15 protein-coding genes are annotated in these 18,769 nt (G+C 64.9%); 7 read left to right on the top strand and 8 right to left on the bottom strand.

Annotated features, from left to right (window positions below; all coding sequences use genetic code 11):
• Positions 1–2 precede the first annotated feature (2 nt).
• From CI15_RS08175 to CI15_RS08165, 3 genes are read left to right on the top strand one after another with little or no spacing between them, the layout of a single operon-like run.
• Entirely contained in the window at positions 3–575 is a 573-nt protein-coding gene (locus CI15_RS08175; RefSeq protein WP_062126032.1) for a cupredoxin domain-containing protein, read from the top strand.
• A complete protein-coding gene (locus CI15_RS08170; RefSeq protein WP_062126029.1) occupies positions 562–2,187 on the top strand; it encodes a b(o/a)3-type cytochrome-c oxidase subunit 1 in 1,626 nt (541 codons plus the stop codon). The genes CI15_RS08175 and CI15_RS08170 overlap by 14 nt, the downstream gene beginning before the upstream one ends.
• Entirely contained in the window at positions 2,184–2,990 is an 807-nt protein-coding gene (locus CI15_RS08165) for a c-type cytochrome (protein ID WP_062126026.1), read from the top strand. The genes CI15_RS08170 and CI15_RS08165 overlap by 4 nt, the downstream gene beginning before the upstream one ends.
• 26 nt (positions 2,991–3,016) lie before the next feature.
• On the opposite strand, the gene CI15_RS08160 is transcribed toward CI15_RS08165, so the two are convergent.
• Complete coding sequence (locus CI15_RS08160) at positions 3,017–4,648, bottom strand: methyl-accepting chemotaxis protein (protein WP_062126024.1); 1,632 nt, start codon at positions 4,646–4,648, stop codon at positions 3,017–3,019.
• Positions 4,649–4,909: 261 nt separating this feature from the next.
• Here CI15_RS08160 and CI15_RS08155 point away from each other — a divergent pair, with 261 nt between their 5' ends.
• The gene (locus tag CI15_RS08155; RefSeq protein WP_062126021.1) at positions 4,910–5,710 is read left to right on the top strand and encodes a bestrophin-like domain; all 801 of its coding nucleotides are present in this window, start codon (positions 4,910–4,912) and stop codon (positions 5,708–5,710) included.
• A gap of 140 nt (positions 5,711–5,850) precedes the next feature.
• Here CI15_RS08155 and CI15_RS08150 read toward each other — a convergent pair whose 3' ends face one another.
• Together CI15_RS08150 and CI15_RS08145 are read right to left on the bottom strand one after the other, a co-directional pair.
• A complete protein-coding gene (locus CI15_RS08150) occupies positions 5,851–6,393 on the bottom strand; it encodes a single-stranded DNA-binding protein (RefSeq protein ID WP_062126017.1) in 543 nt (180 codons plus the stop codon).
• 146 nt (positions 6,394–6,539) lie between these two features.
• Entirely contained in the window at positions 6,540–7,727 is a 1,188-nt protein-coding gene (locus CI15_RS08145) for an MFS transporter (RefSeq protein ID WP_075643674.1), read from the bottom strand.
• A gap of 277 nt (positions 7,728–8,004) precedes the next feature.
• On the opposite strand from CI15_RS08145, the gene uvrA reads away from it, so the two are divergent.
• The 3 genes from uvrA (at position 8,005) to CI15_RS08130 (ending at position 13,521) form a co-directional block, all read left to right on the top strand.
• Complete coding sequence (uvrA, locus tag CI15_RS08140) at positions 8,005–10,878, top strand: excinuclease ABC subunit UvrA (RefSeq protein WP_062126012.1); 2,874 nt, start codon at positions 8,005–8,007, stop codon at positions 10,876–10,878.
• A 34-nt stretch (positions 10,879–10,912) separates the two neighbouring features.
• On the top strand, positions 10,913–11,998 hold the full coding sequence (locus tag CI15_RS08135) for an AI-2E family transporter (RefSeq protein ID WP_062126008.1): 1,086 nt from the start codon (positions 10,913–10,915) through the stop codon (positions 11,996–11,998).
• A gap of 296 nt (positions 11,999–12,294) precedes the next feature.
• On the top strand, positions 12,295–13,521 hold the full coding sequence (locus CI15_RS08130) for a PepSY-associated TM helix domain-containing protein (protein WP_062126005.1): 1,227 nt from the start codon (positions 12,295–12,297) through the stop codon (positions 13,519–13,521).
• 59 nt (positions 13,522–13,580) lie between these two features.
• On the opposite strand, the gene purU is transcribed toward CI15_RS08130, so the two are convergent.
• The 5 genes from purU to CI15_RS08105 all read right to left on the bottom strand — a co-directional run bounded on the left by purU (position 13,581) and on the right by CI15_RS08105 (position 18,736).
• The gene (purU, locus tag CI15_RS08125; protein ID WP_062126002.1) at positions 13,581–14,450 is read right to left on the bottom strand and encodes a formyltetrahydrofolate deformylase; all 870 of its coding nucleotides are present in this window, start codon (positions 14,448–14,450) and stop codon (positions 13,581–13,583) included.
• A gap of 71 nt (positions 14,451–14,521) precedes the next feature.
• On the bottom strand, positions 14,522–15,388 hold the full coding sequence (locus CI15_RS08120; RefSeq protein ID WP_062125999.1) for an NUDIX hydrolase: 867 nt from the start codon (positions 15,386–15,388) through the stop codon (positions 14,522–14,524).
• A gap of 28 nt (positions 15,389–15,416) precedes the next feature.
• A complete protein-coding gene (locus CI15_RS08115) occupies positions 15,417–16,031 on the bottom strand; it encodes a LysE family translocator (RefSeq protein ID WP_062126194.1) in 615 nt (204 codons plus the stop codon).
• A 59-nt stretch (positions 16,032–16,090) separates the two neighbouring features.
• Positions 16,091–16,657, bottom strand: a complete 567-nt coding sequence (locus tag CI15_RS08110) for an adenine phosphoribosyltransferase (protein ID WP_062125996.1) — start codon at positions 16,655–16,657, stop codon at positions 16,091–16,093.
• An 81-nt stretch (positions 16,658–16,738) separates the two neighbouring features.
• Positions 16,739–18,736: a monovalent cation:proton antiporter family protein gene (locus CI15_RS08105; protein ID WP_062126191.1), complete on the bottom strand. Its 1,998-nt coding sequence runs from the start codon at positions 18,734–18,736 to the stop codon at positions 16,739–16,741.
• Positions 18,737–18,769 lie beyond the last annotated feature (33 nt).

Below are 18,769 nucleotides of genomic sequence, written 5' to 3'. Positions count from 1 at the left end.
CCATGTCGACCGACTCTTCTCATCAACCCGGTAGCGGCCACGAGGTCGCGTTGCGCGCCGAGCGGCGCTGGGCTGTCTTCGCCGTCGCGCTGATCGTGATAATGCTCGCCGCGATCGTGTACCAGGGCGTGCATTGGGCCTGGATGCCGCCGTCGCGCGTCGAGACCATCGATCCCTCCCGCCTGCAGCTTTCCGGCGAATTCGCCGAGGACAATCTCGGCAGCGCGGTGCAGCCGGACGGCTCGGTGATCGTGCGCTTCATCGCGCAGCAGTACTCGTTCACGCCGCAATGTCTGCTGGTGCCCGCCGATACGCCGATCACGATCCGCACCACCAGCGCCGACGTCGTGCACGGCCTGCTCGTCACCGACACCAACATCAACACGATGGTCGTGCCCGGCTACGTCGCGACGCTGAACACCGAGTTCGACCATCCCGCCGACCACACGATGCCGTGCCACGAATTCTGCGGCTTCGGCCATCAGACCATGTGGGCGCACGTGAAGGTGATCGACAAAGCCACCTTCTTCGAACAGGCCCGACAATCACGGAGACTGAGCTGTGTTCCACGCTAAGCGACTCGTACTCGCGCATTTCTGGCTCGCCTTCATCGCGTTCGCGATTGCGTTGTGCCTCGGCGCCTGGCAGATGCTGGTGCGCAGTCCCCTGATGCCGTGGATCGGCGATCCTGAGCTGTACTATCGATCGGTGACCGCGCACGGCACCGTGATGGCCTATGTGTTGCCGACGCTGGTCGCGATGGGCTTCGGCTACGCGATCGTCGAGCTCGCGCTCGCGCAGCGCCTCGTCGGCCTCAAATGGGCGTGGGCCGCGCTCATCGTGCTGGTGGTCGGCGCGGTGATGGCGATGGTGCCGGTCGCGCTCGGCCGGGCCACGGTGCTCTTCACGTTTTACCCGCCGATGATCGGCAGTCCGTTCTACTACCTCGGCGTCGTGCTCGTGGTGGTCGGCTCGTGGATCTGGGTCGCGCTGATGCACGTGAACCTGCGCATCTGGAAGCGCGCCAATCTGGGCAAGCCGGTGCCGCTCGCGATGTTCGCGAACGTCGCGGGCGCGTACCTGTGGGCATGGACCGCGATCGGCGCGGCGCTCGAGATCCTGTTCCAGATTCTGCCCGTCGCGCTCGGCCTCGCCCACACGATCGACGCCGGTCTCGCGCGCGTGCTGTTCTCGTGGACGCTGCACGCGATCGTCTACTTCTGGCTGATTCCGGCGTACATCGCGTACTACACGCTGGTGCCACGCGCGATCGGCGGACGGCTCTACAGCGATTCGATGGCGCGCGTGTCGTTCATCCTGTTTCTCGTGTTCGCGATGCCGATCGGCATCCATCACCTGTTCGTCGATCCGCAGGTCGGCGCGGGCTTCAAGTTCGTGCACGCGGTGTTCACCGGCATGGTGTCGGTGCCGACGCTGCTGACCGTGTTCACGATCTGCGCGTCGGTGGAAATCGCCGGACGGCTGCGCGGCGGCAAGGGCGCGCTCGGCTGGCTCACCGCGCTGCCGTGGAGCAATCCGATGATGCTGGTGCTCGCGTTCTCGTTCGTGATGCTCGGCTTCGGCGGCGCGGGCGGCCTCATCAACATGAGCTATCAGCTGAACTCGACCGTGCACAACACGCAGTGGGTGACCGGCCACTTTCACCTGATTTTCGGTGGCGCGATCGTCATCATGTACTTCGCGATCGCGTACGAACTGTGGCCGCAACTGACCGGCCGCGCGATCGTGTCGGCGAAACTGGTGCGCACGCAATTGTGGCTGTGGTTCATCGGCATGATGGTGGTCACGATACCGTGGCATTGGGTCGGCCTGCTCGGCGCGCCGCGCCGCATGGCCTATTACGACTACGCGATGGCGGGCATGCAGGGCCAGGGCTTCTGGGTCGGTGTGTCGGCGATCGGTGGATTGATGCTGCTGGTGTCCGGTCTGCTGTTCGTCTATATCCTCGCGAAATCGCAATTCGGACCGCTCGAAGAGCCGCAGACGTTCCTGTTCGCGAGCGCGGCGCATCCGGTCGAGCGCGTGCCCGTCGCGCTCAACAGCTTCGGCTTGTGGGTCGCGCTGATGATCGGGCTCACGGTCGTCAACTACAGCGTGCCGATCGTCCAGTTGCTCAGACTGCCGCAGACTTCGGTGCCGGCGGTCGTCATCGGAGCACCGCGATGAACGAAGAACGCCTGTTCACCTTGCGCAATCCGTGGTTCGCGTGGAGCGTCGGCGGCACGCTCGCGATCGCGGTCGTCGCGATCCTGATCGGCTTCGTGTGGCTACCCGCCGCGAGCAGCGCGTTCGGCAACCTGAGCCTGTGGGCCAGAATCTGCGGCGCCGCCGGCGTGCCGGCGAGCTGGTACAGCGGCAACGAGAAGAGCCAGGTGCCGAGCGACGTCGTGGTGTTGCCGCCTTCGGGCACGAATCACCCGTTGGCGGATGCGATCGGCCGCGGTGCGTCGCTCGCGACGGCACACTGCTCGATGTGCCACGGCGTGGTCGGCACCGTGCAGGTCACTGCGCCCGCCCTCGCCGGGCAGTACGCCGACGTGATCTACAAGGAGTTGCGCGACTTCCAGAGCGGCCAGCGGCCCAGCGCGGTGATGCAACCGATCATCGCGGGACGCAGCGACCAGGATCTGCACGATCTGGCGGCCTACTATGCGTCGCTCCCGCTCGCGCCGGCGGCCGAGAAAACCCGGGCCGGCGAAGGCCCGGATCCGATTGCGGTCAGGCTCGTGATGCAGGGCGATCCGCAACGCAATATCGCGCCGTGCGCGGCGTGTCATGGCCAGCTCGATCGCAAGGGTGCGGCGCCGTGGCTCGGCGGACAGTCGGCCGCCTATCTGGCCGCGCAGTTGCATGCGTTCGCTTCGGGCGCGCGGCGCAACGACATCAACGAACAGATGCGCAATGTCGCGCGACAGATGACGCCCGAAGAAATCGACGCCGTGGCGAAGTATTACGCGGCGATTCAGTAGTGGGGCGATGAGGGGCTAAGGCCTGCTCACGCTAATAACGGGCTTGCGCCGGCCACACCGGCCAGCTTCGTGCCGGACGCCGCAGCGCCGCTGCGCGACTCGCTGCCGGTCCGGAACACCGCCACCGCCGCCGACAGGCGCCGCGCCTGATCTTCCAGCGAACCCGCCGCCGCGGCCGCCTGCTCGACGAGCGCCGCATTCTGCTGCGTGACCTCGTCCATCTGACCGACCGCGCGATTGACCTGATCGATGCCGGTGCTCTGTTCGAGCGCCGCCGCCGCGATTTCGCCCATGATCGAACTGACGCGCGCGATCGCGCCGACGATGTCATTCATCGTCGTGCCCGAGCGTTCGACGAGCTGCGAGCCCTGCTCCACACGAGCGGTCGACGCGTCGATCAAGCCCTTGATCTCCTTGGCCGCCGCCGCGCTGCGCTGCGCGAGCGAGCGCACTTCGCTCGCGACGACCGCGAAGCCGCGTCCCTGCTCGCCCGCGCGCGCCGCCTCGACTGCGGCATTCAGCGCGAGGATGTTGGTCTGGAACGCGATGCCCTCGATCACGCCGACGATATCGGCAATCCGCCGCGAGTCATCGACGATGCCGTGCATCGTGCCGACCACCTGCTCGGTCAGCTCGCCGCCCTGCGCGGCCAAGGTCGACGCGCCCTGCGCGAGCGAGCTCGCCTGCTTCGCGTTGTCGGCCGTCTGCTTGACCGTCGAGGTCAGCTCTTCGATGCTGGCGGCCGTTTCCTCGAGCGCCGCGGCCTGCTCCTCGGTGCGCTGCGACAGATCGGCGTTGCCGGCCGCGATCTCGCTGACGCCGGTATCGATCGATTCGGTGCCTTGACGAACCGCGGTCACGGTCCCGATCAGCGACTCCTGCATCTTGCGCAGCGCGGCCGCGAGACGGCCCATTTCATTGCCGCTGCGCACCTCGATGCGGCCGCTCAGGTCGCCGTTGGCAATGCGCTGGAACTGTGCGATCGTCGCGTCGACGGGACTGACGATCGCGCGCACGAGCACCAGGCGGGCGAGCAAGCCGCCGAGCAGCGACAGCGCGATGCCGATCGCCACCGCCGTGCTGATCGCGTAGAACAGGTTTTGCGCATCCTTGTAGCGCTGAGCGCCGTGATCGAGCTGCAACTGCTCGAGTGCGAGCATGGCCTTCTCGTACGCGCTGTACAGCGACGGCAGCCTGTGCGCCTGCAATTGCTGGAATGCGTTGGTGTCGCCCGACTTCAGCGCGGCAAGCGCCGGGTCGACGCCGTCGTGCAGGAAGGTGTCGCGCTTGTGCTGCATGTCGGCGATCAGACGCTGCTCATCGGCATCGGTGCTCGCGTTGCTCACATAGTGGGCGAGTCGTTCGTCGGACGCTTTGCGGTACTGATCGAAGCGCTGGAGCACGGCGTTCGCGCCGTCCTGATCGTTCAGCGCGACGAGCGACGCGTAGGTCGCGAGCGCCAGACGCAGGCGCAGCAACTGGCCGGAGCTGCCTTCGAGGTCGGCGACGGCGGGCGTGTCGACCGTGTACATCTGCTGCAGCGATGCGTTCGACGCGCGCAGCGACAACAATCCCGCGGCCGCGCCGAGCAGCAGCACGACGCCGAAGAACGCGATCATCAGGGTGAGGCTGGTGCGAATCGACAGATTTTTCAACATCGGACTGGTCTCCTTGGGCTGCCCGGCCGATGTTTGCGTATCGTTCACGATATCTGCACGGCCACGCATGCTGCGCCCACGCCGTTCGGCCCGGTCCGCAACTCGACTGAAAATTAAGCAAACAGCACATTGAGTACAACGGCGTATCGTTCGAAAACTTTATGGTTGATCGCTCGGGCCGCTTGCGTTACATCAGTAAAGTTTCGAAGCCCGCTTGCTGAAGCCCTTCTGTCGAAGCCTCTTGCCGCCCGGAGCGCGTCTATGTCGGAAATCGGTTCGGCCGTACTCGTGTTCGTGCTGCTGCTGATCGCTACCGGCCTCGGCGTCGGGGTGCGGCCGCTGTTGCCGGAGGAGCACAAAGCGCACGAGACCGTGCAGCTCGTGCAACTCGTGATCGGCATGCTGGTGACGTTCGCCGCGCTGGTGCTCGGTTTGATGACGGCGTCGGCGAAAGCGAGCTTCGATACGGCCTCGAACGATATGCGCACCTACGCGGCCGAGTTGATCGAATTCGACACGACGCTGCGCGAGCTTGGCAGCGCGGCGGACGACGCGCGGCATCTGTTGCGCCAGTACACGGCGGCGGCGATCGCGTCGACGTGGCCGCAGGAGCCGGCGCCGAGCGGCGAGTATCCGCGCGACCTCGGCCCGCCGGACAATTCGCAGCAACTCGAAAGCGTGCGGCTCGGCGACATGCTGGCCACGGTCGGGCAGCAATTGCGGCAACTGCGCACCCAGGATTCGCTGCAGCAACGCGCGCTGGAGGATGCGTTGACGCAGTACCGGCGCGTCATCGATGCGCGCTGGAAAATCATCGAGGAAGCGCACAGCTCGATTTCGCAGCCGTTCTTCAAGACGCTGACGTTCTGGCTAGGCGTGATTTTTCTGAGCTTCGGCTTGATCGCGCCGCGCAACGCGTTGGCGCTGGTGACGATATCGCTGGGGGCCGTGTCGATTGCTTCGGCGATTTATGTGATCGTCGATCTGGATACGCCGTTTACCGGGCCGATCGTGATTTCGAGTATGCCGTTGCGCGATACCTTGGAGCATTTGAGCCGGTGAGTTTTCGGAGGAACGCTCCGCGCGCGTGACGTGAGAAAAGTCTCTGGAAACAGAAAGGCCCGCGTTCCTGAGGGAAAGCGGGCCTTTCTTGATGTGTCGATCAGCGGAAAGCTGGTCGGGTCTGCATCGAGCTGGAAGGATTAGAACGGAATGTCGTCATCCATTTCATCGAAGCCACCGCCCGCCGGCGCGCTCGGACGGCTCGCGCCGCCACCGCCGCCGCCGCTGCCGCCACGTGAGGCGCCGCCGCCCGACGACATCGCGCGACCGCCACCACCGCCGCCGCTACGCTCCGACGGCTCGCCACGGCTATAGCCGCCTTCATCGCCGCCGCCCATCGACGCGCCACCACGGCCGCCGAGCATCTGCATCTGTTCCGCGACGATCTCCGTCGAGTAACGTTCCGTGCCGTCCTGCGCCTGCCACTTGCGCGTGCGGATGCGCCCTTCGAGGTACACCGACGAGCCCTTCTTCAGATATTCCGCCACGATTTCCGCGAGGCGGCCGAAAAATGCGACGCGGTGCCACTCGGTGGCTTCCTTCATCTCGCCCGACGCCTTGTCCTTGTAGCGGTCCGTCGTCGCAAGGCGGATGTTCGCCACTGCGTCGCCGCTAGGAAGATAGCGGACCTCCGGATCGGCTCCGAGGTTGCCGACCAGAATGACCTTGTTCACGGATGCCATGTGTTTCTCCTGTTGATTCCTGTTGCAGGCGGCGCGGCACTACGCGGTTCGCGTCTCATGGCCGGCAGGCCCGAGACCAGAAGAGCGCCTCTGCGCGCCGCCGGGTAAGTTCTGGATGATTCGGGAGGGGTCCCGAGTACGCTGCGTCATGCCTTACGCGGCGGCTGTTTCATCTTCGCGGCGATTATAAGCCAGCAAAATACCAGCCCAGAGCAGGCGAAGAAGACCGCGCTCTGGCCGTTCACCTTCAGCAGCCAGCCGCCGACCATCCCGCCCAGCGCCAGACCGATCGACTGCGTGGTGTTGTACACGCCGGCCGCCGCTCCCTTGCGGGTGCCGGGCGCCAGTTTCGACACCAGCGAAGGCTGCGAGGCCTCGAGAATATTGAAGCCGAGAAAGTACACGAACAGGATCGCCGCCACACTCAGAATCGTATGCGGAGCCACGCCCAATAACAACTGGCCGATCAGGATAAGGGCGATCGCCGACAGCAGCACGATCTTCATTTTGCCGCGCTTTTCGGCGGCGATGATCGCCGGCACCATCATCACGAACGACAGCCCCATGACCGGCAGATACACCTTCCAGTGCGAAGCGACCGGCAGCCCGCCCGCTTCGAGAATGCGCGGCACGACGAGGAACAGCGCGGTTTGCGTCGCGTGCAGCACGAGCACGCCGAAATTCAAACGCAGCAGCTCGACGTTGTGCAGCACTTCGGCGAACGGCGCGCGCACGTGCACCGGCTTCGGCGCATCGGGCACGATCCATAGCACGACGCCGATCGCGAGAATCGCGAACACGCCGACCAGCGTGAAGAGCCCGCTCATGCCGAGCCAGTGGAACACGATCGGTGCGCCGACGATCGCCACCGCGAACGACACGCCGATGCTGGCGCCAACCATCGCCATCGCCTTGGTGCGATGTTCCTCCGAGGTCAGATCGGCGATAAACGCGATCACCGCCGACGACACCGCGCCCATCCCCTGAATCACACGGCCGACGATGATCCAGGTCATGTCGTGCGCGCCCGCCGCGACGAAGCTGCCGATCGCGAAGATCAGCAGGCCCGTTGCGATCACCGGCTTGCGGCCGACCTTGTCGGAAATCCAGCCATAGAAGATGTACAGCATCGACTGCGTGACGCCGTACGCGCCGAGCGCGACACCGACGAGCAGCACGTTTTCGCCGCCGGGGATGGTCTTCGCGTAGATCGAGAAGACCGGCATGATCATGAAGAGACCCAGCATGCGCAGCGCGAAGATCGCGGCAAGCGACACGGTCGCGCGCAGTTCGGGCGCGCTCATGCGTGTGGAGATGGCGGACGGATTGGACATCGAAGCGTTGTTTGAATGAACCGGGCGGCAAGCCCGTGGGGACAGCTTTGGCCGCCGGCACGGTGAGGCGGGCGGCATCTTGTACTCGTGGAAAACGGCCCCAGTTACGCCTTTTTCCCGCAGCGCGAAAGCGCCGTGCAGCGCCGCTTTGCGGCTCACCCCGAACCTGCCCTCGCGCCTCGTTCCCGCTGTCAGGAAGCCGTAACGGCGGTCTGGAAAAGTCGTTATAGTAGCAGGTTTGGCCTGTCTCCCTTTCCGCAGTTCATGGAATAAATCCGTGGAACAAATCCGTATTCGTGGGGCTCGCACCCACAACCTGAAGAACGTCAATCTCGACTTACCGCGTCACAAGCTCGTCGTTATCACGGGGCTTTCCGGCTCCGGCAAATCGTCGCTGGCGTTCGATACGCTCTATGCGGAAGGTCAGCGGCGCTACGTCGAAAGTCTCTCCGCCTACGCGCGGCAGTTCCTGCAACTGATGGAAAAGCCGGACGTCGACCTCATCGAAGGGTTGTCGCCGGCCATTTCGATCGAACAGAAGGCGACTTCGCACAATCCGCGCTCGACGGTCGGCACCGTCACCGAAATCCACGATTATCTGCGTCTGCTGTTCGCGCGCGTCGGCACACCCTACTGCCCCGATCACGAGATTCCGCTCGAAGCGCAGAGCGTCTCGCAGATGGTCGACGCGGCGCTCGCACTGCCCGAAGAAACGCGCCTGATGATCCTCGCGCCCGTCGTCTCCGATCGCAAGGGCGAGCACACGGATCTGTTTGACGACATGCAGGCGCAAGGTTTCGTGCGCTTTCGCGTGCGCTCGGGCGGTGGCACCGCCAACGAAGGCACCGCGAAAATCTACGAAGTCGAATCGCTGCCGAAGCTGAAGAAAAACGACAAGCACACGATCGACGTCGTGATCGACCGTCTGCGCGTGCGCCCGGACATGAAGCAGCGCCTCGCCGAATCGTTCGAAACGGCGCTGCGTCTCGCCGACGGCCGCGCGATCGCGCTCGAAATGGATACGGACAAGGAGCACCTGTTCAGCTCGAAGTTCGCCTGCCCGATCTGCTCGTATTCGCTGCCGGAACTCGAACCGCGCCTGTTCTCGTTCAACAACCCGATGGGTGCGTGCCCCGAATGCGACGGTCTCGGCCAGATCACGTTCTTCGATCCGAAGCGGGTCGTCGCGCATCCGTCGCTGTCGCTCGCCGCGGGCGCGGTGAAGGGCTGGGACCGGCGCAACCAGTTCTACTTCCAGATGCTGCAGAGCCTCGCGGCGTTCTACGACTTCGACATCGACACCGCGTTCGAAGACCTGCCGGAGAAAGTCCGCAAGATCCTGCTGTACGGTTCGGGCAAGCAGGAAATTCCGTTCTCGTACATCAACGAGCGCGGCCGCACGTCGGTGCGCGAGCACGTGTTCGAAGGGATCATCCCGAATCTGGAGCGGCGCTACCGCGAGACCGATTCGTCCGCGGTGCGCGAAGAGCTCGCCAAGTACCAGAACAACCAGGCGTGCCCGGCGTGCGCGGGTACGCGTCTGCGTCGCGAGGCGCGTTTCGTGCGCATCGGCGCGGACAGCGACGCGCGCGGCATCTTCGAAATCAGCGGCTGGCCGTTGCGCGATGCGCTCGGCTACTTCCAGACCCTGCGCCTCGAAGGCTCGAAACGCGAGATCGCCGACAAGGTCGTGAAGGAAATCGTCGCGCGTCTGATGTTCCTCAATAACGTCGGGCTCGATTACCTGTCGCTAGAACGCAGCGCGGAAACGCTGTCGGGCGGCGAGGCGCAGCGCATTCGCCTCGCCTCCCAGATCGGCTCGGGCCTGACCGGCGTGATGTACGTGCTCGACGAACCGTCGATCGGCCTGCATCAGCGCGACAACGACCGGCTGATCTCGACGCTCAAGCATCTGCGCGACCTCGGCAACTCGGTGATCGTCGTCGAGCACGACGAGGACATGATCCGCATGGCCGACTACGTGGTCGATATGGGGCCGGGCGCGGGCGAGCACGGCGGCATGATCATCGCCGAGGGCACGCCGAAAGAGGTGCAGAAGAACGCGGCGTCGCTGACCGGCCAGTACATGTCGGGCGCGCTCACGATCGAATACCCCGACGAGCGCAAAGAGCCCGACGAGCGGCACCTGCGCATCGTCGAGGCGCACGGCAACAACCTTCACCACGTCACGCTCGATCTACCGGTGGGTCTCCTGACCTGCGTGACCGGCGTGTCCGGCTCGGGCAAGTCGACGCTGATCAACGACACGCTGTATCACGCGGTCGCGCATCATCTGTACGGTTCGGCCACGGAGCCGGCACCGTACGAGTCGATCGAGGGCCTCGAGCATTTCGACAAGGTGATCAACGTCGACCAGTCGCCGATCGGCCGCACGCCGCGCTCGAATCCGGCGACCTACACGGGCCTGTTCACGCCGATCCGCGAGCTGTTCGCGGGCGTGCCGGCCGCCAAGGAGCGCGGCTACGATCCGGGCCGCTTCTCGTTCAACGTGAAGGGCGGCCGCTGCGAATCGTGCCAGGGCGACGGCGTGCTGAAGGTCGAGATGCACTTCCTGCCCGACGTGTACGTGCCGTGCGACGTCTGCCACGGCAAGCGCTACAACCGCGAAACGCTCGACATCCAGTACAAAGGGAGCAACATCAGCGAAGTGCTCGACATGACGGTCGAACACGCGTACGAGTTCTTCAAGGCCGTACCGGTCGTCGCGCGCAAGCTGAAAACCTTGCTGGACGTGGGTCTCGGCTATATTCGACTCGGTCAGTCGGCCACCACGCTGTCGGGCGGCGAGGCACAGCGCGTGAAACTCTCGCTGGAACTGAGCAAGCGTGATACCGGTCGCACGCTATACATCCTTGACGAACCGACCACCGGCCTGCACTTTCACGATATCGCGCTATTGCTGGAAGTCATACACCGGTTACGCGACCAGGGTAATACCGTCGTGATCATCGAACATAATCTCGATGTAATCAAAACTGCGGACTGGGTCATCGATCTCGGTCCCGAAGGCGGCGCCGGCGGCGGGCAGATCATCGCGCAGGGCACGCCCGAGCAGGTTGCGAAGTCGAAAGCAAGTTTTACCGGCAAATACCTGGCGCCGCTGCTCAAGCGCGCCGCCAGCGCAAAGTAACGCTGCACTACCGAGGTTGGAGACCGAATAAGCCATGACCAAGCGTAATCAGGCGCGCGAAGAAGATCGGGTGCAGGACCTGCGCCCGCGCCCGGTCAGGCTGACCAGCGACATGAGTCTGCCGAAGCTGTCGGCGGTCGAGATCGGCAGCTATCTGGTGATGCTGTTCGGCATGTGGGCGGTCATCGAACTGAAACTGCTCGGCGCGCTGCTCGCCGGGCTGCTGGTGTTTCAACTCGTGCATCTGATCGCGCCGCGCATCGAGCGTCACATGTCGAGCAAGCGCGCGCGCTGGCTCGCGGTGGTGATCCTGTCGACGGTGATCGTCGGCGCGCTGACGGGTCTCACGCTTGGCATCATCTCGCATTTCGAGAACGACGTGCCGAGCGTGCAGGCGCTGCTCGATCAGGCGATGCAGCTGATCGACCAGGCGCGCGGCAGGATTCCGCAATTCGTCGCGAACTATCTGCCGGTCGACACCGAGCAGATGAAGACGAGAGCCACGGAATTGATGCACACGCACGCGAACATGCTGCAGCAAAGCGGCACGACCGTCGCGCGCGCGTTCACGCACGTCCTGATCGGCATGATCATCGGCGCGATCATCGCGGTCGGCGCACAGAAGCATATCCAGCGGCTGCCGCTGTCCACCGCGTTCGTCACGCGCGTCACGCGCTTTGCCGATGCGTTCCGCCGCATCGTGTTCGCGCAGGTGAAGATTTCCGCGCTCAACGCGGTATTCACGGCGATCTTCCTGCTCGTGATCCTGCCGGTCTTCCACGACCGGCTGCCGCTGTCGAAAACGCTGGTGCTCGTCACGTTCATCGTGGGACTGCTGCCGGTGATCGGCAATCTGATCTCGAACACGATCATCGTCGCGGTCGCCCTGTCGGTGAGTTTTCCGGCGGCGGTCATGTCGCTCGTGTTCCTGATCCTGATTCATAAGCTCGAGTACTTCCTGAATGCGCGGATCGTCGGTGGCCAGATCGAGGCGCGCGCCTGGGAGCTACTGATCGCGATGCTGGTGATGGAGGCGGCGTTCGGCATCGCCGGGGTCATCGCGGCGCCAATCTTCTATGCATATGTCAAACGCGAGCTGATTTATTTGCGATTGGTGTAAGCGGGCGCGGCTGAACAGCCAAAGTCAGCACTCACTAACACGCAGCTCGAGCACTCAAAACTCCGGCAGGCCATTGCGGCCACGAAAGCGGAAGCGGCACTTCGGTGCCGCTTTTTTTGTACTTCTCGCGACGCTGCATCGCCGGCTCTTGCTGACAGAAAACTTGCAGCAGATCGCGCCAACCCCTAAGATGCGAACAATTCCTATTTACAGTCAGTCCGCATCGTGACGTTTCACCTGATTTTTTCCCGCTCGCGTTTCCGCCTGGGTCCCTGCTACTCGTTGCCGGCTCTCGCATGAGACGCCAGCTTGTTCGCCTGCACCGCTGGTTTGGCGTCGCGACCGCGCTGTTTCTGTTCGTCGCGGGCCTCACCGGCGCGATCATCGCGTGGGACCACGAACTCGATGCCGCGCTGAACCCGTCGTTCTACCAGGCCCACACGGCTGGCCAGACGCTATCGAGCCTCGAACTGGCGCGCCGCGTCGAAACCGCCGACCCGCGTCTGCAGGTGACCTATCTGCCGCTCGCGGTCGAACCGGGCCACACGCTGCAGATGATGGTGCTGCCGCGCACCGATCCAGCGACGAAACAGCCCTACCCGCTCGACTTCAACCAGATCGCCGTCGATCCCGTCACCGGCGAGATCCAGGGGCGCCGCGAATGGGGCGCCGTATCGCTCGCGCGGCTCAACCTGATTCCGTTCATCTACAAGCTGCACTACACGCTGCAACTGCCGTTCACCGGCGGCGTCGACATCGGAACGTGGCTGATGGGGATCGTCGGCATCGTGTGGCTGTTCGATAGCGTGATCGCGCTGTGCCTGTCGTTTCCGAGCCTGAAGGCGTGGCGCAAGTCATTCGCGTTCCGCCTGAAACGCGGCGGTTACGCGCTGACGTTCGATCTGCACCGCTCGGGCGGGGTATGGATCTGGGGCCTGCTCGCGATCGTCGCGCTGACGTCGGTCTCGATGAACCTGTCGTCGCAGGTGGTGCGGCCGATCGTCTCGCGGCTGTCGGCGCTGACGCCCGATCCGTTCAACAACCCCGAAATCCTGCGCGCGCCGCAACCGGGCGATCAGGTGCTGAGCCGCGAGCGTATCGTCGAACTGGCCGAACAGGCTCGCAAGGAGATGCATGTCGTCGCGCCACCGGGCGGTCTCTACTACGCCGGATTCATGCACGCGTACGGCGTCGGCTTCTACACGCCCGGCAACGATCACGGCGACAGCGGCCTCGGCAATCCGTGGATGTATTGGGACGCCGCCACCGGCAAGCGGCTCTCCACGCAGATTCCCGGCAAGGGCACGGCCGGCGACATCTTCCTGCAGGTGCAATTTCCGCTGCACTCGGGGCGCATCCTCGGTCTTGGCGGGCGGATTCTGATCAGCGCGGTGGGGGTTGCGGTGGCCGTGCTGAGCATCACGGGCCTGCTGATCTGGCTGAAGAAGCTGAACGCCCGCCGTCGCTCCGCGCAAAACGCGAATCTCGCGAGAGGCACGGGCGGCGCGGCGGCGCGCTCATAACGAAATCGGGGCAACGACTGCGCCGGCCTCGACCGGCGCAGTTTTGACCGGCGCAAACTTTAGCGGAACACCACCGTCTTGCTGCCGTTCAGCACGACGCGATGCTCGACGTGCCACTTCACCGCGCGCGCGAGCGTCACGCACTCGACGTCGCGACCGATCGCCGTCAGTTGATCCGGCGCCATGCTGTGGTCCACCCGCTCGACTTCCTGCTCGATGATCGGACCTTCGTCGAGATCGGTCGTCACGTAGTGAGCGGTCGCACCAATCAGCTTCACGCCTCGGTCGAACGCCTGGTAGTACGGTTTCGCACCCTTGAAGCTCGGCAGGAATGAGTGATGGATGTTGATCGCACGGCCGGCCAGCGCCTCGCACAGCGTCGGCGACAGGATCTGCATGTAGCGCGCGAGCACCACCAGGTCGGCCTGATGCTCGTTGATCACTTCGAGCACACGCGCTTCCTGCGCGGCTTTCGCGTCCGGCGTGGCGCCGAGCAGCGGGAAGTGGTGGAACGGGATGTCGTAGCTCGCGGCGAGCTGGTAGAACTCCTTGTGGTTCGAGATGATCGCCGGGATCTCGATGTTGAGCTGACCGGTGCGGTAGCGGAACAGCAGATCGTTCAGGCAGTGACCGATCTTCGACACCATGATCACGACGCGCGGCTTCACGTTCGCGTCGTGCAACTCCCAGCTCATGCCGAACTGTTCGGCGAGCGTCTTGAACGACACGCGCAGCGCGTCGAGCCCCGGGTCGCCCCCCACCTGCTGAAAATGCACGCGCATGAAGAACTCGCCGGTACGGCTGTCGCCGAACTGCGCGGAGTCGAGAATATTGCTGCCACGCTCGAACAGAAAACCGGACACGGCGTGAACGATGCCGGGCCGGTCGGCGCACGACAGTTTGAGGATAAAGCTGTGATCGGTCGACATGACCTCGGTGACTCCCTTCTTCAATGCGTGGTTTGTTTCAGTGCGTACTGGCGGCGCGAGGCGAGTCCAGGCTAGCCAAGCGGCGGCGGCACGAACAGCGCGGTGATGCCTTCGCACGCGTCCTCGTCGATCCAGCGGCGGCGCAGCAGGCAATCGAGCGTCGCGAGACTGGCATCGACGGTCAGCGCGCCCTCCTCGATCCAGCGCGCGACTTCGTCGATGCGCGCGAGCCGGTGTTCGCCCACTTCGCCGTCCTGGTTGCGCGGCGCGAAGTCGGCGGGCAACGCGAGGTCGTAGATGAAAATCTGCTCGGCCTGAGTGCCTTCCGGCAGCGATTGCAGCACGTGCGCGGTGCGGCCCGCCACGGCACGCGACGCAATCTCGGCCGGAATACCCGCTTCTTCCCAGCACTCCTTGACGATCGTCTCGGCGATGCCGAAGCCCCAGCCGATCCCGCCCGCGACGACATTGTCGAGCATGCCGGGGTCGGTCGCCTTCGTGTCGCTGCGGCGCGCGATCCACAATTGCGGGGGCCCGCCAAAGGGTGCGCCACCCTCCGCGTATTCTACGACGCCGTTCAGATGCACCGCGTAGGTCATCGTGCCGAAGAAGCGCGACGCCGCACGCTCGATATACGCGAGCGGCGGTGCGTCGAACGCGTTGCGGATCGCGTAGGTTTCGTCGCGCCAGCCGGGGATGCAGCCATCGGCGGCGAGCGCGCCGATCACGGAAGCGAGCGCCGCGCTGCGCAGATCGACGGTATCGAAGGCGGTGGCGAGCGCCACGCTGTCGTTCGCGATCTCGAACACGTCGGGCCAACGCGCGAGCCGCGGCACGTCGCTTTCGCGAATCCAGCCGACCTGTTCGGCGCCGATCAGAAACGGTCGATGCGCGTTCACGTCGAAGCGGCGCGCGGCGGTGATGCAAGGCAAAGTCATCGAAAACTCCAAACTGTCCGGCGGCGCGTCAGTCGCGCAACGCGACGCGAATCCCGATCGCGATGAACGTCGCACCGGCCACGCGATCGAGCCACAGGCCCACGCGCGGCCGCCGTCTGAGCCAGCCGCCGATGATTCCCGCGCACACGCCGAACAGCGAAAACACCACGACGGTCTGCAACATGAATAGCACGCCGAGCTCCAGCATCTGCACGGTCACGCTTTGCGTGCCATGCGGCTGCACGAACTGCGGCAGAAACACGACGAAGAACAGCGTGACCTTCGGGTTCATCAGATTGCCGAGCACGCTCTGGCGAAACACCGTCGAAAGCGGCTGCGGTGCGCGCTCATGCGCGGTCGCGAGCCCCTGGCTGCGCAACGCCTTGATGCCGATCCACACCAGATACGCGGCGCCGGCGAGCTTGATCGCTTCGAACGCAAGCGGCGACGAGCGCAGCAGCGCGGCGACGCCGAGCGCGGCGAGCGTCGTGTGAAACGTGATGCCGGCGGCAAAGCCAAGCGCGGCGACGAGGCCCGCCGCGCGGCCCTGGGAGATGCCGCGCGCGAGTACCTGTAGATTGTCCGGGCCGGGCGCCACGGTGATCGCGATCGAGGTGGCGAGAAACAGCAGGAAGTTGGGCATTGTTGTGACCTTCTGGTTGGGCGACTCTTGCTGCTCGGACAGCGCAAAAAGCGTCCGGCTCAATGACCGTCGAAACTCGTCACCGTGTAGAGCGCGAGACCGCCCTCGCCCAGCAGCTTCGAGCCGCCCAGCTCCGGCAGATCGACGATCGCCGCGCCTTCCACGACGACCGCGCCGAGCCGCTCGAGCAGCATCTTGCCGGCCATCATCGTGCCGCCGGTCGCGATCAGATCGTCGATGATCACGACGCGGTCGCCCGGCTCGCACGCATCCTCGTGAATCTCGACGGTCGCGGTGCCGTACTCGAGCTCGTACGATTGCGAGATGCGCTTGTACGGCAGCTTGCCCGCCTTGCGAATCGGGATGAAGCCGATGCTCAGCTCGTGCGCGAGGATCGGCCCGAAGATGAAGCCGCGCGCATCGAGCCCGGCGATGTAGTCGAGCTTCGCGTCGATATAGCGCTGCACGAACAGGTCGATCAGAATGCGCAGCGACTTCGGCTCCTGCAACAGCGGCGTGATGTCGCGGAACTGCACGCCGGGCTGCGGCCAGTCCGGCACCGTGCGAATGTGGCTTCTGATGTAGTCGGCCGCATCGAGCGGCGCGCTCGCGAGCGCGTTGGACATGATGTCTCCGGATGGACCTCGACGGGTCCGGTGAAAAGCTTGAATCAGGGTCGCCCGACCGAACGGGCCCGGTTCACGGGTTCACGCCGCGGCGGCGCGGCGATGCTTCGACAGCCGCTCCTCGGCTTGCGCCAGTTGCTCCGGCAGGCCGCGCAGCACCACGATGTCGCTCGCGCGCAGTTTCGTCGACGGGTCCGGCTCGACTCCGCGGATGCCGTGCCGGCGGATCGCGGTCACTTCGACGCCGAGCTCGAACAGACCCAGTTCGGCGAGCGTGCGGCCCACCGCATCGGCGCTCTCGTCGACCGGCACCGATTGTAGCCGCACCTGCTCGTGGCCGTCGTCGTCGTCGATGTCGTCGGCGCCGTGGAAATAGCCGCGCAGCAGCGCGTAGCGTTCGTCGCGCATCTCCTCGACGCGCCGCACCACGCGCCGCATCGGCACGCCCATCACGACGAGCGTGTGCGATGCGAGCATCAGGCTGCCCTCGACGATCTCCGGAATCACCTCCGTCGCGCCGGCGGCGAGCAGTTTCTCCAGATCGGCGTCATCGACGGTACGCACGATCACCGGCAGCGTCGGCTCCATCTCGTGAATGTTGTGCAAGACCCGCATTGCCGATGGCGTGTTCGCGTAGGTGATCGCGATCGCGCCCGCGCGATGCAGGCCCGCGGCGAGCAGCGACTCGCGCCGCCCCGCGTCGCCGAACACGACCGATTCGCCGGCCGCCGCGGCCGCCGCGACGCGGTCGGGATCGAGGTCGAGCGCGACATACGAGAGCCCTTCATGCTCGAGCATGCGCGCGAGGTTCTGCCCGGCACGGCCGTAGCCGCAGATGATCACGTGGCCGCTTTGCTTGAGGCTTTGCGTCGCGATGCGCGTCATTTGCAACGACTGCATCATCCATTCGGTCGACGACAGCCGCAGCACGACGCGGTCCGCGTTCTGGATCATGAACGGCGCGGCGAGCATCGACAGCAGCATCGCGGCGAGAATCGCCTGCAACAGCGTCGCGTCGACCAGATGCCGGTCGAGGATCAGGTTCAGCAGCACGAAGCCGAACTCGCCCGCCTGGGCGAGACCGATGCCGGTGCGCATCGCGACGCCCGGCGTCGCGCCGAAAAGCCGCGCAAGGCCGGTAATCATGACCATCTTCAGCAGCACCGGGCCGAGGAAAAACGCCAGCACGATCAGCGGATGCTCCCAGATCACACGCGGATTGAGCAGCATGCCGGTGGTCACGAAGAAGAGCCCGAGCAGCACGTCGCGAAACGGCTTGATGTCCTCTTCCACCTGATGCCGGTACGGCGTCTCGGCGATCAGCATGCCGGCGATGAACGCGCCGAGCGCGAGCGACAGGCCGAATTTGTCGGTGATGAACGCGGCGCCGAGCGTCACCAGCAGCAGATTGAGTATGAACAGCTCCTGCGAGCGGCGTCGCGCGACCACGTTGAACCAGCGCGTCATGAAGCGCTGCCCGACGATCAGCAGCAGCGCGAGGGCCACGACGATCTTGATCGCCGCGACGCCGAGCGCGCTGACCAGATTCTCCGAGCGGCCGCCGAGCGCCGAGATGATGATCAGCAGCGGCACCACCGCGAGATCCTGAAACAGCAGCACGCCGAAAATGTTGCGGCCGTGCTCGGTTTCGATTTCGAGCCGCTCCGCGAGCATCTTGCTGACGATCGCCGTCGACGACATCGCCAGCGCGCCGCCCAGCGCAACGCTCGCCTGCCACGTGATATGCACCCAACGCTCGAGCACGAAGCCGAGCGACACGGCCACCGCGACCGTGCCGATCACCTGCAGCAGACCGAGTCCGAACACGAGCCGGCGCATCGTGCGCAGCTTGGCGAGCGAAAACTCGAGCCCGATCGAGAACATCAGGAACACGACGCCGAATTCCGCCAGATTCTGCGCGCCCGCCGAATCGGGAATCAGTCCGAACGCGTGCGGCCCGACGACGATGCCGACCGTCAGGTAGCCGAGCATCGGCGGCAGATTAAGGAAGCGAAAGATCACCACGCCTGCCACCGATGCCAGCAGCAGGAACAGTGTCATTTCGAGCGGGGAAATCATCGGCAAAAACGCATGGGTGAAGCGTCCTCGTTC

Origin of the sequence: Paraburkholderia monticola (assembly GCF_001580545.1) — a bacterium.
Lineage (GTDB): Bacteria > Pseudomonadota > Gammaproteobacteria > Burkholderiales > Burkholderiaceae > Paraburkholderia > Paraburkholderia monticola.
Note: the sequence above shows the minus strand (reverse complement) of the source record. Positions and strands in the feature narration are given on the sequence as shown.

What these genes read in the sequence shown, in the direction of transcription:
- CI15_RS08175 (WP_062126032.1), top strand. Translation starts at nt 3, where the DNA reads ATGTCGACCGACTCTTCTCATCAACCCGGTAGCGGCCACGAGGTCGCG.
- CI15_RS08165 (WP_062126026.1), top strand. Translation starts at nt 2,184, where the DNA reads ATGAACGAAGAACGCCTGTTCACCTTGCGCAATCCGTGGTTCGCGTGG.
- CI15_RS08160 (WP_062126024.1), bottom strand. Translation starts at nt 4,648, where the DNA reads ATGTTGAAAAATCTGTCGATTCGCACCAGCCTCACCCTGATGATCGCG.
- CI15_RS08155 (WP_062126021.1), top strand. Translation starts at nt 4,910, where the DNA reads ATGTCGGAAATCGGTTCGGCCGTACTCGTGTTCGTGCTGCTGCTGATC.
- CI15_RS08150 (WP_062126017.1), bottom strand. Translation starts at nt 6,393, where the DNA reads ATGGCATCCGTGAACAAGGTCATTCTGGTCGGCAACCTCGGAGCCGAT.
- CI15_RS08145 (WP_075643674.1), bottom strand. Translation starts at nt 7,727, where the DNA reads ATGTCCAATCCGTCCGCCATCTCCACACGCATGAGCGCGCCCGAACTG.
- CI15_RS08135 (WP_062126008.1), top strand. Translation starts at nt 10,913, where the DNA reads ATGACCAAGCGTAATCAGGCGCGCGAAGAAGATCGGGTGCAGGACCTG.
- CI15_RS08130 (WP_062126005.1), top strand. Translation starts at nt 12,295, where the DNA reads ATGAGACGCCAGCTTGTTCGCCTGCACCGCTGGTTTGGCGTCGCGACC.
- purU (WP_062126002.1), bottom strand. Translation starts at nt 14,450, where the DNA reads ATGTCGACCGATCACAGCTTTATCCTCAAACTGTCGTGCGCCGACCGG.
- CI15_RS08120 (WP_062125999.1), bottom strand. Translation starts at nt 15,388, where the DNA reads ATGACTTTGCCTTGCATCACCGCCGCGCGCCGCTTCGACGTGAACGCG.
- CI15_RS08115 (WP_062126194.1), bottom strand. Translation starts at nt 16,031, where the DNA reads ATGCCCAACTTCCTGCTGTTTCTCGCCACCTCGATCGCGATCACCGTG.
- CI15_RS08110 (WP_062125996.1), bottom strand. Translation starts at nt 16,657, where the DNA reads ATGTCCAACGCGCTCGCGAGCGCGCCGCTCGATGCGGCCGACTACATC.
- CI15_RS08105 (WP_062126191.1), bottom strand. Translation starts at nt 18,736, where the DNA reads ATGATTTCCCCGCTCGAAATGACACTGTTCCTGCTGCTGGCATCGGTG.